General features: G+C 44.7%; 13 protein-coding genes. 7 read left to right on the forward strand and 6 right to left on the reverse strand.

Annotated features, from left to right (window positions below):
- Window positions 1-2: 2 nt before the first annotated feature.
- Together GWO68_RS01520 and GWO68_RS01525 are read right to left on the reverse strand one after the other, a co-directional pair.
- Window positions 3-2,993 (reverse strand): TAT-variant-translocated molybdopterin oxidoreductase, encoded by a 2,991-nt coding sequence (locus tag GWO68_RS01520; RefSeq protein ID WP_162344644.1) that lies wholly within the window; start codon window positions 2,991-2,993, stop codon window positions 3-5.
- Window positions 2,994-3,036: 43 nt separating this feature from the next.
- Window positions 3,037-4,362, reverse strand: coding sequence for a c-type cytochrome (locus tag GWO68_RS01525; protein ID WP_235941900.1), 1,326 nt, complete (start codon window positions 4,360-4,362; stop codon window positions 3,037-3,039).
- Window positions 4,363-4,852: 490 nt separating this feature from the next.
- On the opposite strand from GWO68_RS01525, the gene rpsF reads away from it, so the two are divergent.
- The 6 genes from rpsF (at window position 4,853) to priA (ending at window position 11,810) form a co-directional block, all read left to right on the forward strand.
- Window positions 4,853-5,218 carry a 30S ribosomal protein S6 gene (gene rpsF / locus GWO68_RS01530; protein WP_162344645.1) on the forward strand — a complete coding sequence of 122 codons (366 nt, stop codon included), beginning with the start codon at window positions 4,853-4,855 and terminating at the stop codon, window positions 5,216-5,218.
- On the forward strand, window positions 5,218-5,469 hold the full coding sequence (rpsR, locus tag GWO68_RS01535) for a 30S ribosomal protein S18 (protein ID WP_068838643.1): 252 nt from the start codon (window positions 5,218-5,220) through the stop codon (window positions 5,467-5,469). Before rpsF ends, rpsR begins: the two co-directional genes overlap by 1 nt.
- 12 nt (window positions 5,470-5,481) lie before the next feature.
- A complete protein-coding gene (gene rplI, locus GWO68_RS01540) occupies window positions 5,482-5,925 on the forward strand; it encodes a 50S ribosomal protein L9 (protein ID WP_162344646.1) in 444 nt (147 codons plus the stop codon).
- Between the two features lie 128 nt (window positions 5,926-6,053).
- Window positions 6,054-7,034 carry a GSCFA domain-containing protein gene (locus tag GWO68_RS01545; protein ID WP_162344647.1) on the forward strand — a complete coding sequence of 327 codons (981 nt, stop codon included), beginning with the start codon at window positions 6,054-6,056 and terminating at the stop codon, window positions 7,032-7,034.
- Between the two features lie 70 nt (window positions 7,035-7,104).
- Window positions 7,105-9,162, forward strand: a complete 2,058-nt coding sequence (locus GWO68_RS01550; protein WP_162344648.1) for a thioredoxin domain-containing protein — start codon at window positions 7,105-7,107, stop codon at window positions 9,160-9,162.
- A 116-nt stretch (window positions 9,163-9,278) separates the two neighbouring features.
- Entirely contained in the window at window positions 9,279-11,810 is a 2,532-nt protein-coding gene (gene priA / locus GWO68_RS01555) for a replication restart helicase PriA (RefSeq protein WP_162344649.1), read from the forward strand.
- A gap of 65 nt (window positions 11,811-11,875) precedes the next feature.
- Here priA and GWO68_RS01560 read toward each other — a convergent pair whose 3' ends face one another.
- From GWO68_RS01560 to GWO68_RS01575, 4 genes are all read right to left on the reverse strand, one after another.
- Window positions 11,876-12,754, reverse strand: coding sequence for an ATP-grasp fold amidoligase family protein (locus GWO68_RS01560; RefSeq protein WP_162344650.1), 879 nt, complete (start codon window positions 12,752-12,754; stop codon window positions 11,876-11,878).
- Between the two features lie 99 nt (window positions 12,755-12,853).
- Entirely contained in the window at window positions 12,854-13,738 is an 885-nt protein-coding gene (locus GWO68_RS01565) for an ATP-grasp fold amidoligase family protein (RefSeq protein WP_162344651.1), read from the reverse strand.
- Between the two features lie 621 nt (window positions 13,739-14,359).
- The gene (locus GWO68_RS01570; protein WP_162344652.1) at window positions 14,360-14,533 is read right to left on the reverse strand and encodes a hypothetical protein; all 174 of its coding nucleotides are present in this window, start codon (window positions 14,531-14,533) and stop codon (window positions 14,360-14,362) included.
- Between the two features lie 136 nt (window positions 14,534-14,669).
- Complete coding sequence (locus tag GWO68_RS01575) at window positions 14,670-17,222, reverse strand: M14 family metallopeptidase (protein ID WP_162344653.1); 2,553 nt, start codon at window positions 17,220-17,222, stop codon at window positions 14,670-14,672.
- A gap of 194 nt (window positions 17,223-17,416) precedes the next feature.
- On the opposite strand from GWO68_RS01575, the gene GWO68_RS01580 reads away from it, so the two are divergent.
- Window positions 17,417-18,049 (forward strand): TIGR02117 family protein, encoded by a 633-nt coding sequence (locus tag GWO68_RS01580; protein WP_162344654.1) that lies wholly within the window; start codon window positions 17,417-17,419, stop codon window positions 18,047-18,049.
- The last annotated feature ends 35 nt before the right edge of the window (window positions 18,050-18,084 follow it).

Consider the following 18,084-nt stretch of genomic DNA (forward strand, 5'->3'; position numbering starts at 1 on the left):
TTTTAAGCTAAGTTTCTAATTTTAGTCAGGTAAGTCACGTTTGGCTGTACGTTAAGCTCTTCCAGTACGTGGAAAGCGCGTTCGCCATGCTCGCGGGCCAGAAGTTTAGAGATACGGCTTTCTGCATCTTTCATATCACCGAATACTATTGCATCTGTTGGGCAAGACTGTGCACAGGCAGTTACAATTTCTCCGTCTTTTGGTCTTCTGTTCTCACGCTTCGCTTCTAACTTACCAAGCTGTACACGCTGCACGCAGAAAGAACATTTCTCCATTACACCGCGGCCACGAACTGTAACATCCGGGTTAAGTACGAACTTAGCAAGGTCGTTATTCATGGTATAGTCGAACTTATCGTTGTTAGAGTAGGCGAACCAGTTGAAGCGACGAACTTTGTAAGGGCAGTTGTTTGCGCAGTAACGTGTACCAACGCAACGGTTGTAAGCCATCTGGTTCAATCCTTCAGAGCTGTGCATAGTTGCTGCTACCGGGCAAACAGTCTCACATGGAGCGTGGTTACAGTGCTGGCAAAGCATTGGCTGGAAAATAACAGAAGGGTTTTCTGCAGGATCTTCCATTGTTGCATAGTCCTTCTCTTCGTGCTCCACGGCGCTATAGTATCTGTCGATACGCATCCAGTGCATTTCACGACGCATCAGAACTTCCGCTTTACCAACAACCGGAATGTTGTTCTCGGCCTGGCAACTGATAGTACAAGCACCACAACCTATACATGAGTTAAGGTCGATAACCATACCCCAGTGGTGGTTCTTATATTCGTAGTCATCCCAAAGCGAGACTGTAGATGGTTTCGCAGGACCTTCATGGGTTGCGATACGCACATACTCCGTTACTTCTTTCGGGTTTTTGATATACTGTGCAAGCGTATTCTCCTGAACTACCAGACGATCCATGATCGTGTGGTGCGTCTGCATCTGGGCAATTTCAGAAGTGGCGCTTGTTTTTTCTATTTTAACCGGGCTGGTATAAACTATACCGTTGTTCACTACAGAAGCAATCGGGAAGGCATTGGCACCAACGCCTTTTGCTACCGGCATTGAATCGATGGTATGTCCGTAACCCATGGCGATACCTATTGTGCCTTGTGCCTGACCTGGCTGAACCAGTACAGGAAGCTCTATAGATTTACCATTTGCCATCGTTACTTTTACTACGTTGCCCTGTACCAGCTGCATGTCTTCTGACATCTTTCTGGACATAGTTACATAGTTACCCCATGTTGCTTTAGAAATAGGGTCAGCCATTTCCTGTAACCAAGGGTTGTTTGCCTCGGTACCGTTACCGATTGCTACTTTTTCGTAAAGTACGGCTTCGATAGCTCCTGCAGCAGGTTTAGCAGCTGCGCTACCTATAGTTGCCGGCGCAAATGTGCTGCTTACAGTCAGCATGCTGCTGCCATTCTGTAACACACCATCGTGTACCGCCTTCTCCCAGGCCTTGTTAAAGTCACCTGTCAGCACTTTTCTCCAGTTATTACGGATATACTCGTAATAACTGGTAGCATTACCACTCCAGGCAAGAAGGCTATCCTGCATCTGGCGCGTTGTAAATATTGGAGACAATACAGGCTGTGCTAAGCTCAGGTAACCTTTCTTAGGCTCGTAGTCATTCCAAGATTCCAGGAAGTTATGGTCTGGAGCTACGTAATCAGCAAGCATTGCTGTTTCGTCGTTGCGCTCAGCAAAAGATACTTTTAACGCCACTTTCTTAAGACCACTGATTACTTTATCAGCAAGCGGATGATCAAAAGCCGGGTTTGCGTTATAGAAGAACACAGCTCCTACAGAACCATTGTTCATATCATTGATTAGGCGAAGCATCTGCGCATCGTTACCCTGCTTAACAAAGTAAGGAGTGGCAGCATCTATAGTTGTACCGTTAGCGCCTAAAGCAGTGTTAATAGCAGCAACCATGGCCTGAACTGAAGGATCGTTTGAACCTGAAACTACAAGTGCTTTGCCAGCATTTGCTTTCAGATCTTTCACAGCATTGGCAAGTGCTTTCGCATCTATACCTGCTACATTTGCAGCACCACCGCCCATAATAGCGTTGTAAAGTGCTGAAACCACTGCATGCTCTTCAGATGGTTTGATTGGAACACGGATATCTGCGTTAGCACCAGTAAGTGACATAATTGTCTCGAACTGGTAGTGACGCGACATGTTCTTTTTATCAGCAGAAACTTTTCTGTTTGCAATGTATTGCTTAGCGAAGATAACCGGTGCTAACCAGGTACCTAAGAAGTCAGCATTGATACCAACTATAATGTTTGCCTTGCTGAAATCGTAGCCAGGTACAACACCATTGTTGGCAGCAAGTAGCGCTGAAGAAGAATTGGCATCATAAACTACGTGCTCGAAGTTACCGAAACGTGAGCCAAATTCGTTGATCAGCTGTTTTGTTGATGGCGAAATAACTGTTGAAGAAACGAAAGCTACTTTACCACTTACTGAACCTAGCTTAGAAGCCAGTTCTTTGTCAAGTTGCTCCCATTTTGCTTCTTTACCTTTAATAAGCGGAGTACGTAGTCTGTTATTATCGTACACGCTCAGTACAGCAGCTTGCGCTCTTGGGCTTGTACCAAGCGGCGTTAATGCTGAGGTAGGGTTTGGCTCGATTTTGATAGGGCGGGCCTCACGTGTCTTAACAAGAACACTGTTGTAATCACCGTTAAGGTAATATGTAGTGGCATACCAGTTAGCTGTACCTGGCTCCACATCAACCGGTTTGTTAAGATAAGGGATAGCTTTTCTTACTGGCGCCTCGCACGAAGCAAGCGATACAGCAGCCACACTAAAACCAAGTAATTTAAGGAAGTCTCTGCGGTGTGTTTTACCAGTAGCAGAAGATTCCTGGCCGCTGCCTTCACCAATAGGCAGGAATTCTGGAAACTCATTATGAGCATGCTTAGCGAACTCCGGAGTATTATCTAACTCCTCAATTCCTTTCCAGTATTTTATTCTGTCTTGCATAATATATTTAGAAAACTCGAATATTCAGATAAAAATTGACTGCTTAGTAATGGCATTTAGAACACTCTGTACCACCGTTTGATGCTACTGTGAAAGCACCTTTAGAAGACTGCTCGTGTAGTTTCACCAGGTTGTCGTAGTATTCGTTTCCTTCTGTGTTCAGAGGCGTTTCGCGGTGGCAGTCGATACACCAGCCCATGGTAAGTGGAGAATATTGGTAAACAACATCCATCTCCTGGATTGGGCCGTGGCAGGTCTGGCATTCTACACCACCAACCTGCGTGTGCTGCGAGTGGTTAAAGTATGCAAGATCAGGTAGGTTGTGGATACGAACCCACTCGATTGGCTTATTACGCTCAATAGCTCTGTAGATCTTCTGAATCTCTGGAGACTCTTTTTTGATCTGGCTATGGCAGTTCATACAGATATTAGCTGAAGGAATGCTGGCACTCTTACTTTCATAAACAGTGCTGTGGCAGTAGTTACAGTTGATCTGATGATCACCGGCGTGTAGTTTGTGCGAGAAAGCGATCGGCTGCTTCGGCGCATAACCTTCCTGTATACCGATACCCATCACTTTATCAAGTGCAAGGTCAAGCAATACAACTACAAAGATCAGCATCACCAGTGTGCGAACAGCTTTAGACTTATATACTTTAGAGAAGTCAAAGCGCTGGTTTACAACTTCTTTATCGTCTTCGTTAAGGTCGCGGTTCTTGTTAAGGTAATTCTTAAGCAAAGAAGAAATAAGTAAAAGCGTTACCACCAATACAATCAACACAACTATAAGAACAACCAGTACGATATCTAAATAGCCACCAACTGCACCGATCGCATCGGTTCCAACATTTTCACCTGGCGCAGCACCTTCCGGGCCGGCAACAGTTGTTGGGGTTGCAGCTGCCACATCTGCCTGAGAACCTACATAAGCCAGGATTGACTTGATCTCATCATCAGAGAAGGCAAAAGATGGCATTGCCTGCTTGTTGTACTCATTATATATAGCAACAGCATCCGCGTCGCCAGACTGAATAAGCGCCTGAGAGTTCTTTACCCAGCTGATCAACCAGCTTTCTTTTCTTCTCTTCTGAACATCTTTCAGACCAGGTCCTACTATTACATCGCTACCGGCAGAGTGACAAACCGCGCAGTTATTTTTAAATAATGCTGCACCCGCATCTATCACAGCAGGATCTGCAGAACCAACTTGAGCACCTTCGGTAGAACCTGGCTCTACGCCTTTAGTAGCTACTTTCGCTTGCTCGCTCTCGCCCTGTGCCTGTGCCCCGAAGGTTACAGCCAAAGAGAATAAGAAGGCAAGGAAAATCTTGTGTTTTGTTTTAAGTATACAGCTAATCATAGCCATCATCACTTGCGTTTTAGTATAATGGTGGAATTACTTTTCGGGCACAAATCTACTATCTGAATTCCATTATTCAAACATATACTTTTTATTTTTGGAACCATACCTTACACCCATTGGTTTATACCCTCCGAACTATTAAAATCCGGCTTAAATTGATTTTTAAGCCGGTTATTTAAAACTATTCTAAATAAAGAAACTCTGTTTGGAGCGGTTCTTCTGAATTAGATTTATCCCATATTTTTGCATTTTTAGTACAATCCTCTGCGGGTATACCTTATAATAGCTTTTATAGTTCTAAATCCTCCTTTTTGCACCCCTCTATTTATTATAGTGCTTAAACTATACTCAGCTGGTTCTTATCTTTCTGTATCAGTTGCACTTACTGGTCTTACACTATTACAGCTATAGTTATTTGATTTAATAGCCTAAAGTATTGCTTTTGAAAATACTTAACAGTAATTTTGCGAGCTAAAATCAAAAAATTCTAACAAGAATGGAATTAAAAAATTACGAAACGGTCTTTATTCTGACGCCTCTATTGAACGAGACGCAGATGCAAGAAACGGTCGAGAAGTTCAGACAGGTGCTTAAGGAAAATAGCGCCGACATTATCCACGAAGAGAACTGGGGACTACGTAAGCTAGCTTACCCAATCCAAAAGAAATCAACTGGTTTCTACCATCTCATCGAGTTTAAAGCTCCTGGCACAGTAGTAGATCAGCTTGAGCTGGCTTACCGCCGTGACGAGAAAGTTGTTCGCTTCTTGACTACTGTACTGGATAAGCACGCAGTTGCTTATAACGAGCGCAGAAGAAATGGCGAGTTCAAACAAGCTAAAAAAGAGGAGGTTAAAGCATAATGAGCTTAGTTAACGAAAGAGTACACAAGCAGGAGAATCGCCAGAAATACTGCCGATTCAAGAAGAGCGGAATTAAGTACATCGACTATAAAGATGGTAACTTCCTGCTTAAGTTTGTAAATGAGCAAGGCAAGATCCTTCCAAGAAGATTGACAGGTACTAGCCTTAAGTTTCAGCGTAAAGTAGCACAGGCTGTTGCAAGAGCACGTCACCTGGCCATTTTACCTTATGTAACAGATTCTTTAAAATAAGGAGGGATAGAAATGGAAGTAATACTTAAAGATGACGTTAAAGGCGTAGGCTACAAGAACGATATCGTAACAGTAAAGCCAGGCTTTGGCCGTAACTACCTTATCCCACAGGGTTTTGCAGTTATCGCTGATAAGTCTAACAAGAAAATTGTTGCTGAGAACATCCGCCAGGCTGCTCACAAAGCTGAGAAAATCAAAGCTGATGCACAGTCTCTTGCTGACAGCATTGGTGATCTTACACTGGAAATACCGGCTAAAGTTGGTGAGACTGGTAAGATCTTTGGTTCAGTAACTACAAACCAGCTTTCTGAAGCTTTAAAAGCTAAAGGATTTGATGTAGACCGTAAGCGTATCTCTTTTGACCAGGATGTGAAAACTGCAGGTGAATACACTGCATCTATCAACCTGCACAAAGAGGTGAAGCACACCGTTAAATTCAATGTTGTAGCTGAGTAATCAGAAATACACTTAAAAAAAAGCGTCCTGAACTACTTCGGGACGCTTTTTTTATGTCTATCATGCAACGCAAACTATAGCTTTCGGCTATAGTTCGTATTTTTAACAGCAAAGCCAGCCAATACCTTATGTTCCGAACCGAAGTAACTATACCCGATGCTATACTTGCGCTTAACCTACCTGACAAGGTTGTAACGATAGGCTCGTGTTTTGCAGAAGTGATCGGAACCAAACTACAGGAGTATAAGGCCAGCGTACTGGTAAATCCCTTCGGTACTATATTTAATCCATTGTCGGTTGGCCGTTTGCTACAGGCTGTTGCAGGTGAGCAACTTAACATAGCACAAAACCTGGTGCAGCGCGACGGCATCTGGTATAGTTACGACCTGCACTCGTCCCTCTCCTCCCCTGACAAAGACGAACTGATAAGGTTAATAGAAACCCGCATCCGGCAAACACGCGCGCAGCTTAAAGAGGCTAAATTGCTCATCATTACTCTGGGTACGGCTGTGTCCTATAAATTAAGCGATACCGGAAGTATAGTTGCCAACTGTCACAAGTTGCCGTCAAAGCAATTCAGCAGGGCTTTATTAACTATAGATGAGATAACTGAAAGTATTGATGCCACTTGCCAGGCATTAAAAAAGCTGAACCCTGCTCTGAACATTATACTTACCGTAAGCCCGGTGCGCCATGTAAAAGAAACTCTTGTGACTAATAGTGTAAGCAAATCTATACTTCGGGTGGCTGCGCATACTATAACAGAACAGCACAGCCATGTACATTATTTTCCGGCTTACGAAATTATGCTGGATGATTTGCGTGACTATCGCTTTTATGGCCCGGACATGCTGCACCCCACCCCTACGGCAGAAGATTATATCTGGCAGAAATTCACAAAAGCCTACCTACACCCTGCCTATCAGGAATTTATATCCGTTTGGGAGAAAATAAGAAGAGCAATCAGTCACCGCCCTTTTCACCCGCAAACCGAAGCGCACCAGGCATTTATCACCAAAACGATCTTACAACTGCAACAGCTTGCTACCAGGTACAACATCTCTATTGCAGCAGAAGAAACGGAACTGCGCCGGCAACTGAACCCATAAATTATAGCCTTCCTTAACAACTAAGTGCATAAGGTGCGTAAAATAAGTATAACACTACAGCACCTATTTTATGGCAAATGCTAAACCCAACCGGCTGCTAAACGAAAGCAGCCCTTACTTACTGCAACACGCCTATAACCCCGTAGACTGGTACCCATGGGGGCAGGAAGCACTGCAACGAGCCAAAGCAGAAAACAAGCCGATATTAGTAAGTATAGGATATGCCGCCTGCCATTGGTGCCATGTTATGGAGCATCAGTCTTTTGAAAAGCAAACTATAGCTGATGTAATGAACGCGCATTTTGTGTGCATAAAAGTAGACCGTGAAGAGCGCCCGGATGTTGATGCTGTGTATATGGATGCCGTTCATGCCATGGGTTTGCAGGGCGGCTGGCCTCTAAATGTGTTCCTGACCTCAGAAGCAAAGCCCTTTTACGGAGGTACTTACTTTACGCCACAACAATGGACACAACTGCTACAGAACATCGCCACTGCTTACAAACAGAACCAACAGGAACTACACGAGACGGCCGAACAGTTTGTAGAGCATTTGAATATAAGTGACCTGGAAAAGTATGGCCTAAAACAAAACGAAAAGCAGGTAAACGAAGCAGATTTTCAACTGATTTATGACAACCTGAGCAAACGGTTTGATAAGGAACGTGGCGGATTTGCGCCGGCCCCCAAATTTCCGATGCCTGTAAATTACTTGTTTCTGTTACGCTACTATAACCACACCCAGGATGCCACTGCACTTGCCCATCTAAACCTGACCTTGCGTGAAATGGCTTTTGGCGGCATATATGATCAGGTGGGCGGCGGTTTTGCACGCTACGCAGTAGATGCTGACTGGATGGTACCACATTTTGAGAAAATGCTGTACGACAATGCCCAGCTTATTACCCTTTATGCCGAAGCCTACCAGGTTACCAAGCATCCGCTTTACAAACAGGTGGTTTATGAAACGATAGCTTTTGCAGAGCGTGAGCTGATGAGCAAGGAGTATGGTTTTTATTCCTCGCTGGATGCGGATAGCGAAGGCGAAGAAGGGAAATTTTATACGTTCACGAAAGATGAGCTGCAAAGAATCTTAAAAGATGAGGAACCGCTCTTCTCGAAATACTATAACATTACGGCAGCCGGCAATTTTGAGCACGGGCGCAACATACTTTTCCGGCGCATGAGCGACGAAGCGTTTGCCAAAGAGAACGAACTGGAACTGGAAGTGCTGCAGAAAATGGTCGCCTGCTGGAAAAGCCAGCTTATGAAAGTGCGGGCAAAACGGGTGCGACCAGCGCTGGATGACAAGATATTATGTTCCTGGAATGCCCTGATGTTAAAAGCGCTGGCTGATGCCTATTATGTTTTTGGTGAAAAACACTTCCTGGACCTTGCCCTGAAAAATGCCGACTTCATTTTTGAGAAGCTGCGCGAAGGCAACAAGCTCTGCCATAGTTATAAAAACAACAAAGCAACTATAGATGGCTTTCTGGAAGATTATGCTTTGCTGATAGTGGCGCTGTTGCGCTTGTATGAAGTTACTTTTAACGAAGAATGGCTGCAGCAGGCCAAACGCTTTACAGACTATACCCTAGCTAATTTCCTGGATCCGGAAGATGGCATGTTCTACTTTACAGACCGGAGCTCGGAGAAACTCATTGCCCGTAAAAAGGAGCTTTTCGATAATGTGATCCCCGCTTCTAACTCTGTAATGGCTAAAAAACTTCATAAACTGGGGCTATATTTCGATAACGAGCAATACCTGCGGGCTTCAGATAAAATGCTGAACACCATTATACCTTTGCTCCTAAAAGAGCCTTCTCATTTAAGCAACTGGGCAATTTTATACTATAACAAACTTACCCCTACCGCCGAGGTAGCTATAGTTGGCAAACAGGTACCGGCTATGCGCGAAGAACTAAGTGCCTTTTATCTCCCGAATATGGTTTTAATGGGCAGTAATCATAAAAGTAAACTACCATTGCTATCTGATAAAGTACCTGTAGATGGCCAAACCACCATTTATGTATGCTATAACAAAACCTGCCAGTTACCGGTACATACGCCCGCCGAGGCCTTGAAGCAATTGCAGAGATGGCAGCAACAGTCTAAATTCCCAGCTTTGTAGCATCTGCAGCCTCAACTATAGCCTGCCTATAGTTCATCGCTACAATCTAACTTCGTACCTTGCTACATGTCGTGCTTTTTCCCGACCTTTGTATAGATCAAGTATAGTTTTCACCCTTGTCAGAGCTACTCAATTTTAATTACCCGCCCGAGCCGGCCGTGGACCGTGTTACGTTGTTTGCTGACGTAATTCTACCGCTGCCGCTGCCGAAGCTATATACCTACCGCATCCCCTTCGAAATGAACGACGATGTGATGGTGGGTGCGCGTGTAATTGTGCAGTTTGGCTCTAAAAGGATACTGAGCTGTATAGTTGCCGACATCCATGAGCAGGCTCCCGCCGATTACCAGGCCAAGTATATTATGGATGTGTTGGATGATACGCCTATAGTTACCGTACCGCAGCTAAAGCTTTTCAAGTGGATCGCGGATTACTATATGTGCACTTTGGGTGAAGTGATCAATGCGGCATTACCATCGGCTTTAAAACTGAGTAGTGAGTCACGTATTCAATTGCACCCGCACTTTAACCCTGAAGAAGACGATATTCCGCTGGCAACCCAGGAAGTGAAGATCATTTATGCGCTGCAGCAAAACCAGGCCATGACCTTTACCGACATCGGCAACCTGCTGCAGATCAAAAGTTACCACAAGTTCATTAAGTCTCTGATCCAGAAAGAGGCGATCATTATATATGAGCAGGTAAGCGATAAGTTCTCGCCGAAGGTGGTGAAGAAAATACGTTTGTCAGAGCATTTTGTACAGGGAGAAGGCATGCTGGAAGAGTTGTTTGAGCAGCTAACCCCAAAACCAAAACAGCTTGACATTCTACTGAATTACCTGCAGAAAGTACCGGTGCACCAAGATGTAAACCTGAACTATAAAGGCATCGAGAAATCTGTTCTTACCAATAACCCGCACCTGTCCAAATCCTCTATCGATTCGCTGATAAAGAAAGGTGTGTTGGAGCAGTTCGACCAGATCATTTCCCGTTTCCCGGTTGATGATTCGCCGCGCCAGCTGCCAATGAATCTTTCAGAACACCAGTTACAGGCAAAGGACGAGATACTTGGCTTGTTTAAGGAGAAAGATACGGTGCTGCTGCATGGTGTTACGGGTAGTGGTAAAACCGAAGTATACATCGACCTGATAAAGCATGCCCTGGAAGGCGGCGGCCAGGTGCTATACTTACTCCCCGAAATTGCCCTGACGGCCCAGATCGTAACCCGCCTGATGAAAGTGTTTGGCGAAAAACTGGGTGTGTATCATTCCAAGTTCTCAGATAATGAGCGTGCCGAAGTATGGCAGGGCGTATTGTCAGGCAGGTTCCAGGTGGTAGTGGGTGTGCGGTCAGCTGTTTTCCTGCCTTTCCATAATTTGTCGCTGATAATTGTGGATGAGGAGCATGAATCGAGTTACAAGCAATACGACCCGGCTCCGCGCTACAATGCCCGCGAAACTGCTTTGATGATGGCGCATTTGCAGGGTGCAAAAACATTGCTGGGCTCAGCTACGCCTTCTATAGAAACCTACTATAATTGTAAAACCGGCCGCTGGGGACTGGTAACGATGCTTAAACGCTTTGGCGAAGCTCAGCTACCGGATGTAGAACTGGTAAATACCCGCGAAGAGCAGCAGCGCAAAACCATGCACAGCCACTTTTCGAGCAAGCTTCTAGATGGTATAGAGCAGCGCCTGAAACGCCACGAGCAGGTCATCCTGTTCCAGAACCGCCGCGGTTATGCCCCTTTCATAGCCTGCGACGAATGTTCCTGGATTCCGAAATGCCGCAACTGTGCTGTCAGTTTATCTTACCATAAATTTGGGAACGAGCTGCGCTGCCATTATTGCGGCTACCATGAACACATGCCATCTGATTGCCCTGCCTGCGGTGCTACCACGCTTAAAAGTATGGGCTTCGGTACCGAAAAGATAGAAGACGAGCTGAAGCTGATATTACCAGACGCAGAAGTGCAGCGCATGGACCTGGATACCACCAAAAAGAAGAACAGCTACCAACAGATCATCGCCGATTTTGAGAACGGCAAAACCAATGTGCTTGTAGGCACACAAATGGTAACCAAGGGCCTCGATTTTGAGAATGTAAGCCTGGTGGGTATCCTTAACGCCGATAGCATCATCCATTTCCCGGACTACAGAGCACATGAGCGGGCTTATCAGTTATTTGTGCAGGTTAGTGGGCGCGCCGGCCGTAAAGGCAAGCCGGGCACCGTGTTTATACAAACCCGCGACCCGATGCAGGCAATTTTCAGAAAAGTGATCAGTAACGATTACGAAAGCCTATATGAACATGAGATAGAAGAGCGGATGCGTTTTTCGTATCCGCCGTTTGTGCGCATGATTAAGGTAACAGTAAAACATGCTGATGAACGTACCTCTGAGAACGCGGCTATAGTTCTGGCAAAAGACCTGACCGATAAATTAGGTAAGCAACAGGTGCTGGGCCCTGAAATCCCATATATCTTCCGAATACGCAACCTGTTCCTGAACGAGATCCATATAAAGCTTCCACGTGAAAACGTGAACCTGCGTAGTGCCAAAGGCTTAATTGCACAGGCCATACAGCAGCTATACTTGTTACCCGACTTTAAAGGAATAAAAGTAGTAGCTGATGTTGACCCGATGTAAACTATAGTTTCCGGCCATACACCAGCTATAGTATACAGGAAAGCAACTATAGTTTTCGTAAAGCGCTAGATCATTTCTTTACAGTAAGTATCCCAGTAATTAAGCAGAATTTTTACACCCTGCGGCTTATAGGTTTGCCCCATTGCGGGGGTTGGAGTAAACTCCCCGAAAACTGCACCTTTATCGGTAGCGTAAAAGTCGGTCCTTACAAATATTTCATACGATTTGCTTAGCTTCCTGGCTTGTTCCAGCATTTCGGGGAGGCAGGCCGGCGCTTGCTGGTATGTACCTTTAGGGTAACAGTCCTGTATATGGCCCAGCTGGTTCCAATGCTCGTCATAAAACGTACTATAGCCTTTATGCGGGCTTAATCTGTTTATTAAGTGTATAAAAGCTATTTCGCCGTTAAACGTATGGATCTTATAGTCTACCGGAATCTTATACTCGCCCTGCTCGGTACGTAAAAACTCTTCTATCAAAAACTCCTGATTCGGATTTTGCTGTAAAGCTGCATGCATGTTAGCCTTGATTTCCTCGTTTGCATACCTGCGTTTATCCATGTGGTTCACATGGTTATCCATCAGGTAAACCAGGTTACACCCGTAACCTATGGTTGGCCTTATCACATATTGTGCTGGTAGGTCTTCAAAGTTTACTTCGTCAAGGTTTCTTCCTCTCCAAAACAGATCTGCTACTTTACACCCATGCATCTGGGCAAACAGGCGGGCGTTATACTTATTGCTTAGCTTGCGTTGCCAGTTTTTATCCGCTTTCCATTCCTGTATAGTTGCTTCAGCACTCATTGTTTTGTTGCGGATCAGTTCCGCACCGGGTTCATTCCAAAAAATCTGGTGCCTATACTTTATCCGTTTCGAGAACTCACCGCCATCGCGCTGAAGAACTTTATTTAGTATTGTGCGGGTTGTAGTTTTAAGTTTGACCATAGCTGTTTTTGAAAGTTGAGTTAGTAAAATTTAACAGGAACTATATGATAAATGCCTACTAGTTAGGTGCAGCACAAAATCAGGTATTACAACTATAGTTTATATCATTCCGGGGCAATACTTATCCCAATATGCAAGCAACATTTGCTCACCAGCGGGTGTAAAGCTTTTGCCCATGAATGGTGTAGGTGTAAACTCCCCAAAAACGGCACCTTTATCTGTAGCATAAAAGTCAATCCTCACAAAAATCTCATATACTTTGCTTAGCCTTTTGGCTTGTTCCAGCATTTCGGGGAGGCAGGCCGGAGGTGGCTGATAGGCCCCTTTCGCATAGTAGGTGTTTATCTCTTTTATCTGCTTCCAATTTTCGTCATAACAAGTTGTAAATCCTTTGTGAGGGCTAAGCCTGTTAATAAGTTGTATACAAGCTATTTCTCCATTAAACAGGTATATTTTGTAGTCGTCCGGAATTTTATAATTGCCTTCTTCTGTCCTGAGAAATTCCTGCACTATAAACTCCAACCTGGAATCATTCCGGACGGCCTCACCCAGTTTTGCCACTATTGCATCTAAGGTATAGTGCTGCTGGTCCATCAGGTTAAAAGTGCCATCCATCAGAAATACCAGTTTAGATCCAGCTCCGATAGTTGGTTTTATAAAAAATTTGTCCGGTAAATTCTGGGTATAGATTGTACTCACATCGCTACCTTGCCAGTAAATTTCGGGTACCAGGCAGCCATACTTTTTAGCAAACTCTATGGAATTGTGCTTATTACTGAGCTTTCGCTGCCAGTATTTTATATCCTGCCATTTAGTTAGTGGGTCTTGCGCATCCATAGGAATGGCTTTTATAGTTTTACCTTCAGGTGTCCCCCAGAACTCGCTGTTCCGATGCCTTATTCGTTTCGCGAAGCCTCCCCCCTCACGGTTTAACACCTTATTTATAAAAGAACTGGTATAAGTCTTAAGTTGTGTGCTAAGCATGGTTTACTTAAAAGGTTGGGAATTAAATCAACATGTTTTGCTTTTGCTGAAATGGATGAAGACGGAAGTATAGTTGACTTAAAACGTATGTACTAGACACCAATCACTTACAAGCACTGCTTACCATTCATATTGTTCTGAACAGCTTCTACATAACTACTCTTTACATCCATTTTAACCTGTTTTGTATCCTTAGTTATACCTTAGCTTATTTATATAGTTTAAATATTTATTAAAATATTAAAAGCATTCACTACTTTTTTCATAAGCAGAAACTAAAGGCTAAGCAGACAGCGCTGTGAAGTATAGTTTATGTAATAGTGTTTATTCAGGAATGTACAGCTATAGTTACCGATGGAGGTTTCGGGATCCGAAAGGCGGGGAGTAAGAAAAGAATGGCAGGCTGTTTAAGCTAATCAAAACTTAACTGAACAAAAAAAGCCCATAATGGGCTTAAAATGCAGGTTTCTGAAAAAACTGAAAAATATTTTAACTTTTTTGGAGCAGACTGTAACTATGGCAATACCGGCCCGTATATATAGATACCTTTGGCTAAAAGTTGAAAACCTGAAAATTCTAAGCATCTACCAAGACACTTACGGATTTTCAGGTTTTTCCTTTTTATACCTCTTTTCTAAGTCGGTAAACGTACATAATGCCGGCCAACAGAAATAACACGCCCAGTACAATATCCATCGTATCGTGTTCTCCCTTCCAAACCCGGTAAGCATTAAGTATAGCTGCCGCAAAACAGGCAACTGCCAGTATTATTTTAAAGATCCTGTTATTTCCCATTATCTGTTGTATTGCAAAAGTATAGGTACTAATATATAGTTTAAAAGCTAACAATCATAATTCAGCGCAACGCAACCAAACAAAAAAGGTCTTCCGGGTTTTGCCGGAAGACCTTTTTGCTGAACTATAGTTTTGATTACTGGCCTACCAGAAACACGGCATTCCCGAACATAAGCTTGCCACTATGCCAGAACCCACGGAACAACGGATTATCGGCCATATAAATAATTTGTCCGCGCCCCATAGGTTGTGTGCCAAGTATCAGGGCATCCTGTAATTTCTCTTTTATAGCTGAACCTACAAAGCCAGTTGTATAGTTGTTCTTTTTAAGTACGCCCACATTCCAGCCATCTTTCAGGTACTCAAACGTGTTAGATGAGCGCACCAGTGCAAAATACGTATCGCCGTAGCCAAACGCCAGCGGATGCGTTTTATCAAGATTAACCCGGAACACACTGCCCTGTACTTCGCTCACTAACGATTCGCGCTCACGATCGCCGTAAACTTTCAGGTTTTGATAAGGGTCTTCGGGCTTTTTTTCTTTAGCCTTGTCGGTTTCAGCTTTGTCACTGCCTTTCTGTTTCAGGTCAAACTCCTTTTTGCCAGCTAAAAAAGCTGCTGCACTTTCCATGGCAATCAGCTTGCCGCCGGCTTTTACCCAGTCTTTTACCTCTTCTAAGGTTTGCTCGTCCAGCACTTTGCCATACGAGCCTGCAGGAAGTATAAGCACATCAAACTCGTGCAGCGGTACATTTTTAAAGTATGCCGTGCTGATGACGGTAACCGGGTAACCGATCTGTTGCTCAAAGTAATGCCAAACTTCCCCAAACGCATTAGGCGATACACCTTCGCCGGTCATCAGGGCTACTTTTGGCATTTTAAGATAGCGCACCGAACCAGAACCAAAGTCGGCACCGCTGCTTACAAAACCTGTAGCAGTAGCGCCCAAATCTATCATTTGCTTTTTAGCCAGCTCCCGCACAATCGTGTCAAATTTATCGCCCAGACTTTCGTTGCCGGTACGGGTTATGATGAGCGTTCCGGCTGCATATTGTTGCTTATCTGTTTCAAACGCTTTTTCGGCCATGCGTACTTTTATACCTTGCTTCTGTAGTTCCGTCAGAAATTTCAGATCCTGCAGGTTGTTCCAGCGCACCAGGTAGGCATACGGTTTGGCTATAGTTGGCGTAGCTATAGTTGCAGCAGGTTGCTGTTTGTTCTGTGGTTCCAGTTTCTTTTTTAAAGCATAGGCCTGCACCCCAAACGCATACGGCATTGCCCACGAGGTAATATCGTATGTCAGCGAATCTTCGAGGGTAGCATTGGGCTCAAACAAAACTTTTACCAACGTAGACTTCGGCTGGTACATGCTTATCACCACATCCTTTTCTCCTACTTTTACATTTTCTTCCTTACCTGTGGCATAGTTAAAACCTCTGCCCGATGTGTTTTTGCCGGCATAGCCGTATTGTATCTGTTGTCGATCGAGGTAATCAGTAAGTGCTTTTAAGTTGCCTGATCCATCTGCTTTCAGCACAAAGGCTTTATAATCTCCGTCGGGCTTTTTCAGGTTGTTTTCGTAGTATTTTCTGAACTCCTGCTTTATCTGGTCGGCTTTCTCGGAAGTGGCCTGCATGGTAGCCATACTTGCTGCAACATGGTGCGCAATGCGGTCGGTTAGCGTAAGGGTGTCTCCGTTCTGGGTTTCGATGGCCAGGCCTGCCCTGCCCGAACCGCCCTGCTCGTAGGTCATGCCGATGGCACCGTTAAAAGTTGGCCAGGTATCGCCGTAGCTTGGGTAAAACAGGTCGAAGCTTTCGCGGGTAAAGTATAGCCAGTTGTTCTTATCAAAATACTGCCGGTTATAGTCTCCGATGGTGTTCTGAAATTGTCGCTGCCAGGGTGTTATACTTTCATGAAAAGGCTTTGCTGCCGGCGAAAAATAGTAAGGTGCATCTACCCCCATCTCATGGAAATCGGCGTGCACTTGTGGCAGCCAGTTGTTGTAAACCGCCATACGCTGCTTCGACTCTATTTGTGTTTGCCAGGCCCAGTCGCGGTTCAGGTCGAAATAATAGTGATTTGGCCTGCCGCCCGGCCACGGCTCGTTGTGCTCCCAGGCATAAGGCGATGGATTTCCGCCCAGACCGGCCGCTTGTTTGTACCATTGTACATAACGTTCGCGGCCATCCGGATTTACGCAGGGGTCTAGTATGACCACCGTATTTTTAAGCCAGCTTTGTGTTTGGGTATTTGCCGTATTGGCCAGTTCGTACAATACCTGCATCATGGCTTCTGTACTCACCGATTCGTTGCCGTGTATATTATAGCTGAGCCAAACTATAGCCGGCTGGCTGCCTTGCGGCTGACCTTGCGTAACGCCTGCTGTTTTCAGGTTATTTTCACGGATCTGGTCTAAACGGGGCAGGTTTTCTTCTGAGGCTACATAAGCCAGCATCAAAGGTCTGCCTTCGTAGGTTTTGCCATATTCCTGCACTTTAATGCGCTTCGGCACCTGGGCAGCTACATAGTTTACATAGTCCAGCACGCGGTTGTGCGTTGTAAATTGCTCCCCGAGTTTATAACCCAGGAACTGCTCCGGCGACTGCAGGCTTTGCTGCGCCCAGGCCATTTGCATACTTAGCAAGAACAGCAAAGCGGCAGAAATACACGTTAAAGTGTTTCTCATTTTAAAAGATATCTGATAAGGTGCGAGAAGGATAACTATAGCTGTAAAGGTACTCTTTTTGCAATGCAATTAACCCTTATACTTTATATGCTGCAACTGGTTTGTATACTTACCTGCAGATTTCGTAAAATAGAAGTATGCCCACAATAAAAACTTTAAAACAGCCTCTTTACCGTGTTCTTTTTGTTGTTTGCATGATAATCTTACTGCCCATAGTTACAGCGCTTTTACTAAGTATTGTACCCGTAAACAAAGGTTTTGCCCAGGCCACCCAGCCCGACTCTGTAAAAATCTATATCACCTCCAACGGCATCCATACAGATCTTATACTTCCCGTTACAACACCTTCTATTGACTGGCGAAGAAAGATAGCCTTACAGCATTTTGCTGGTGCCGACAGCAGTTTTACATACATTGCTTTTGGTTGGGGCGACCGCCGCTTTTACATGGAAACCCCAGAGTGGAGCGACCTGACCTTGGAAGTTGCCCTTGATGCCGCGTTTTGGCCCTCGCCTTCAGCCATGCACGTAGAATATATACGTAAACCATTAACCCCAAACAAACACCAACGCCCGATCCGGGTTACGCCGGAGCAGTACCAGAAGCTGGTAGCTTATATCTATAGTTCGTTTCAAACGAGGGGCGGCAATTTTATACTTATACCTGGCAAAGGCTATAGTTCGACTGATAATTTTTATGAGGCCCGCGAAAAGTTTTACTTCCCCAAAAACTGCAACAACTGGGTAAATGGCGGACTGAAAGCTGCCGGACTCAAGGCTGCATTCTTTGCTCCTTTTCCTTATGCAGTTATGCGGCATTACCGATAAGACCATAGCCCTACTTAAGCTAAAACCAAACTATA

Origin of the sequence: Pontibacter fetidus (assembly GCF_010119545.1) — a bacterium.
Taxonomy (GTDB): Bacteria; Bacteroidota; Bacteroidia; order Cytophagales; family Hymenobacteraceae; genus Pontibacter; species Pontibacter fetidus.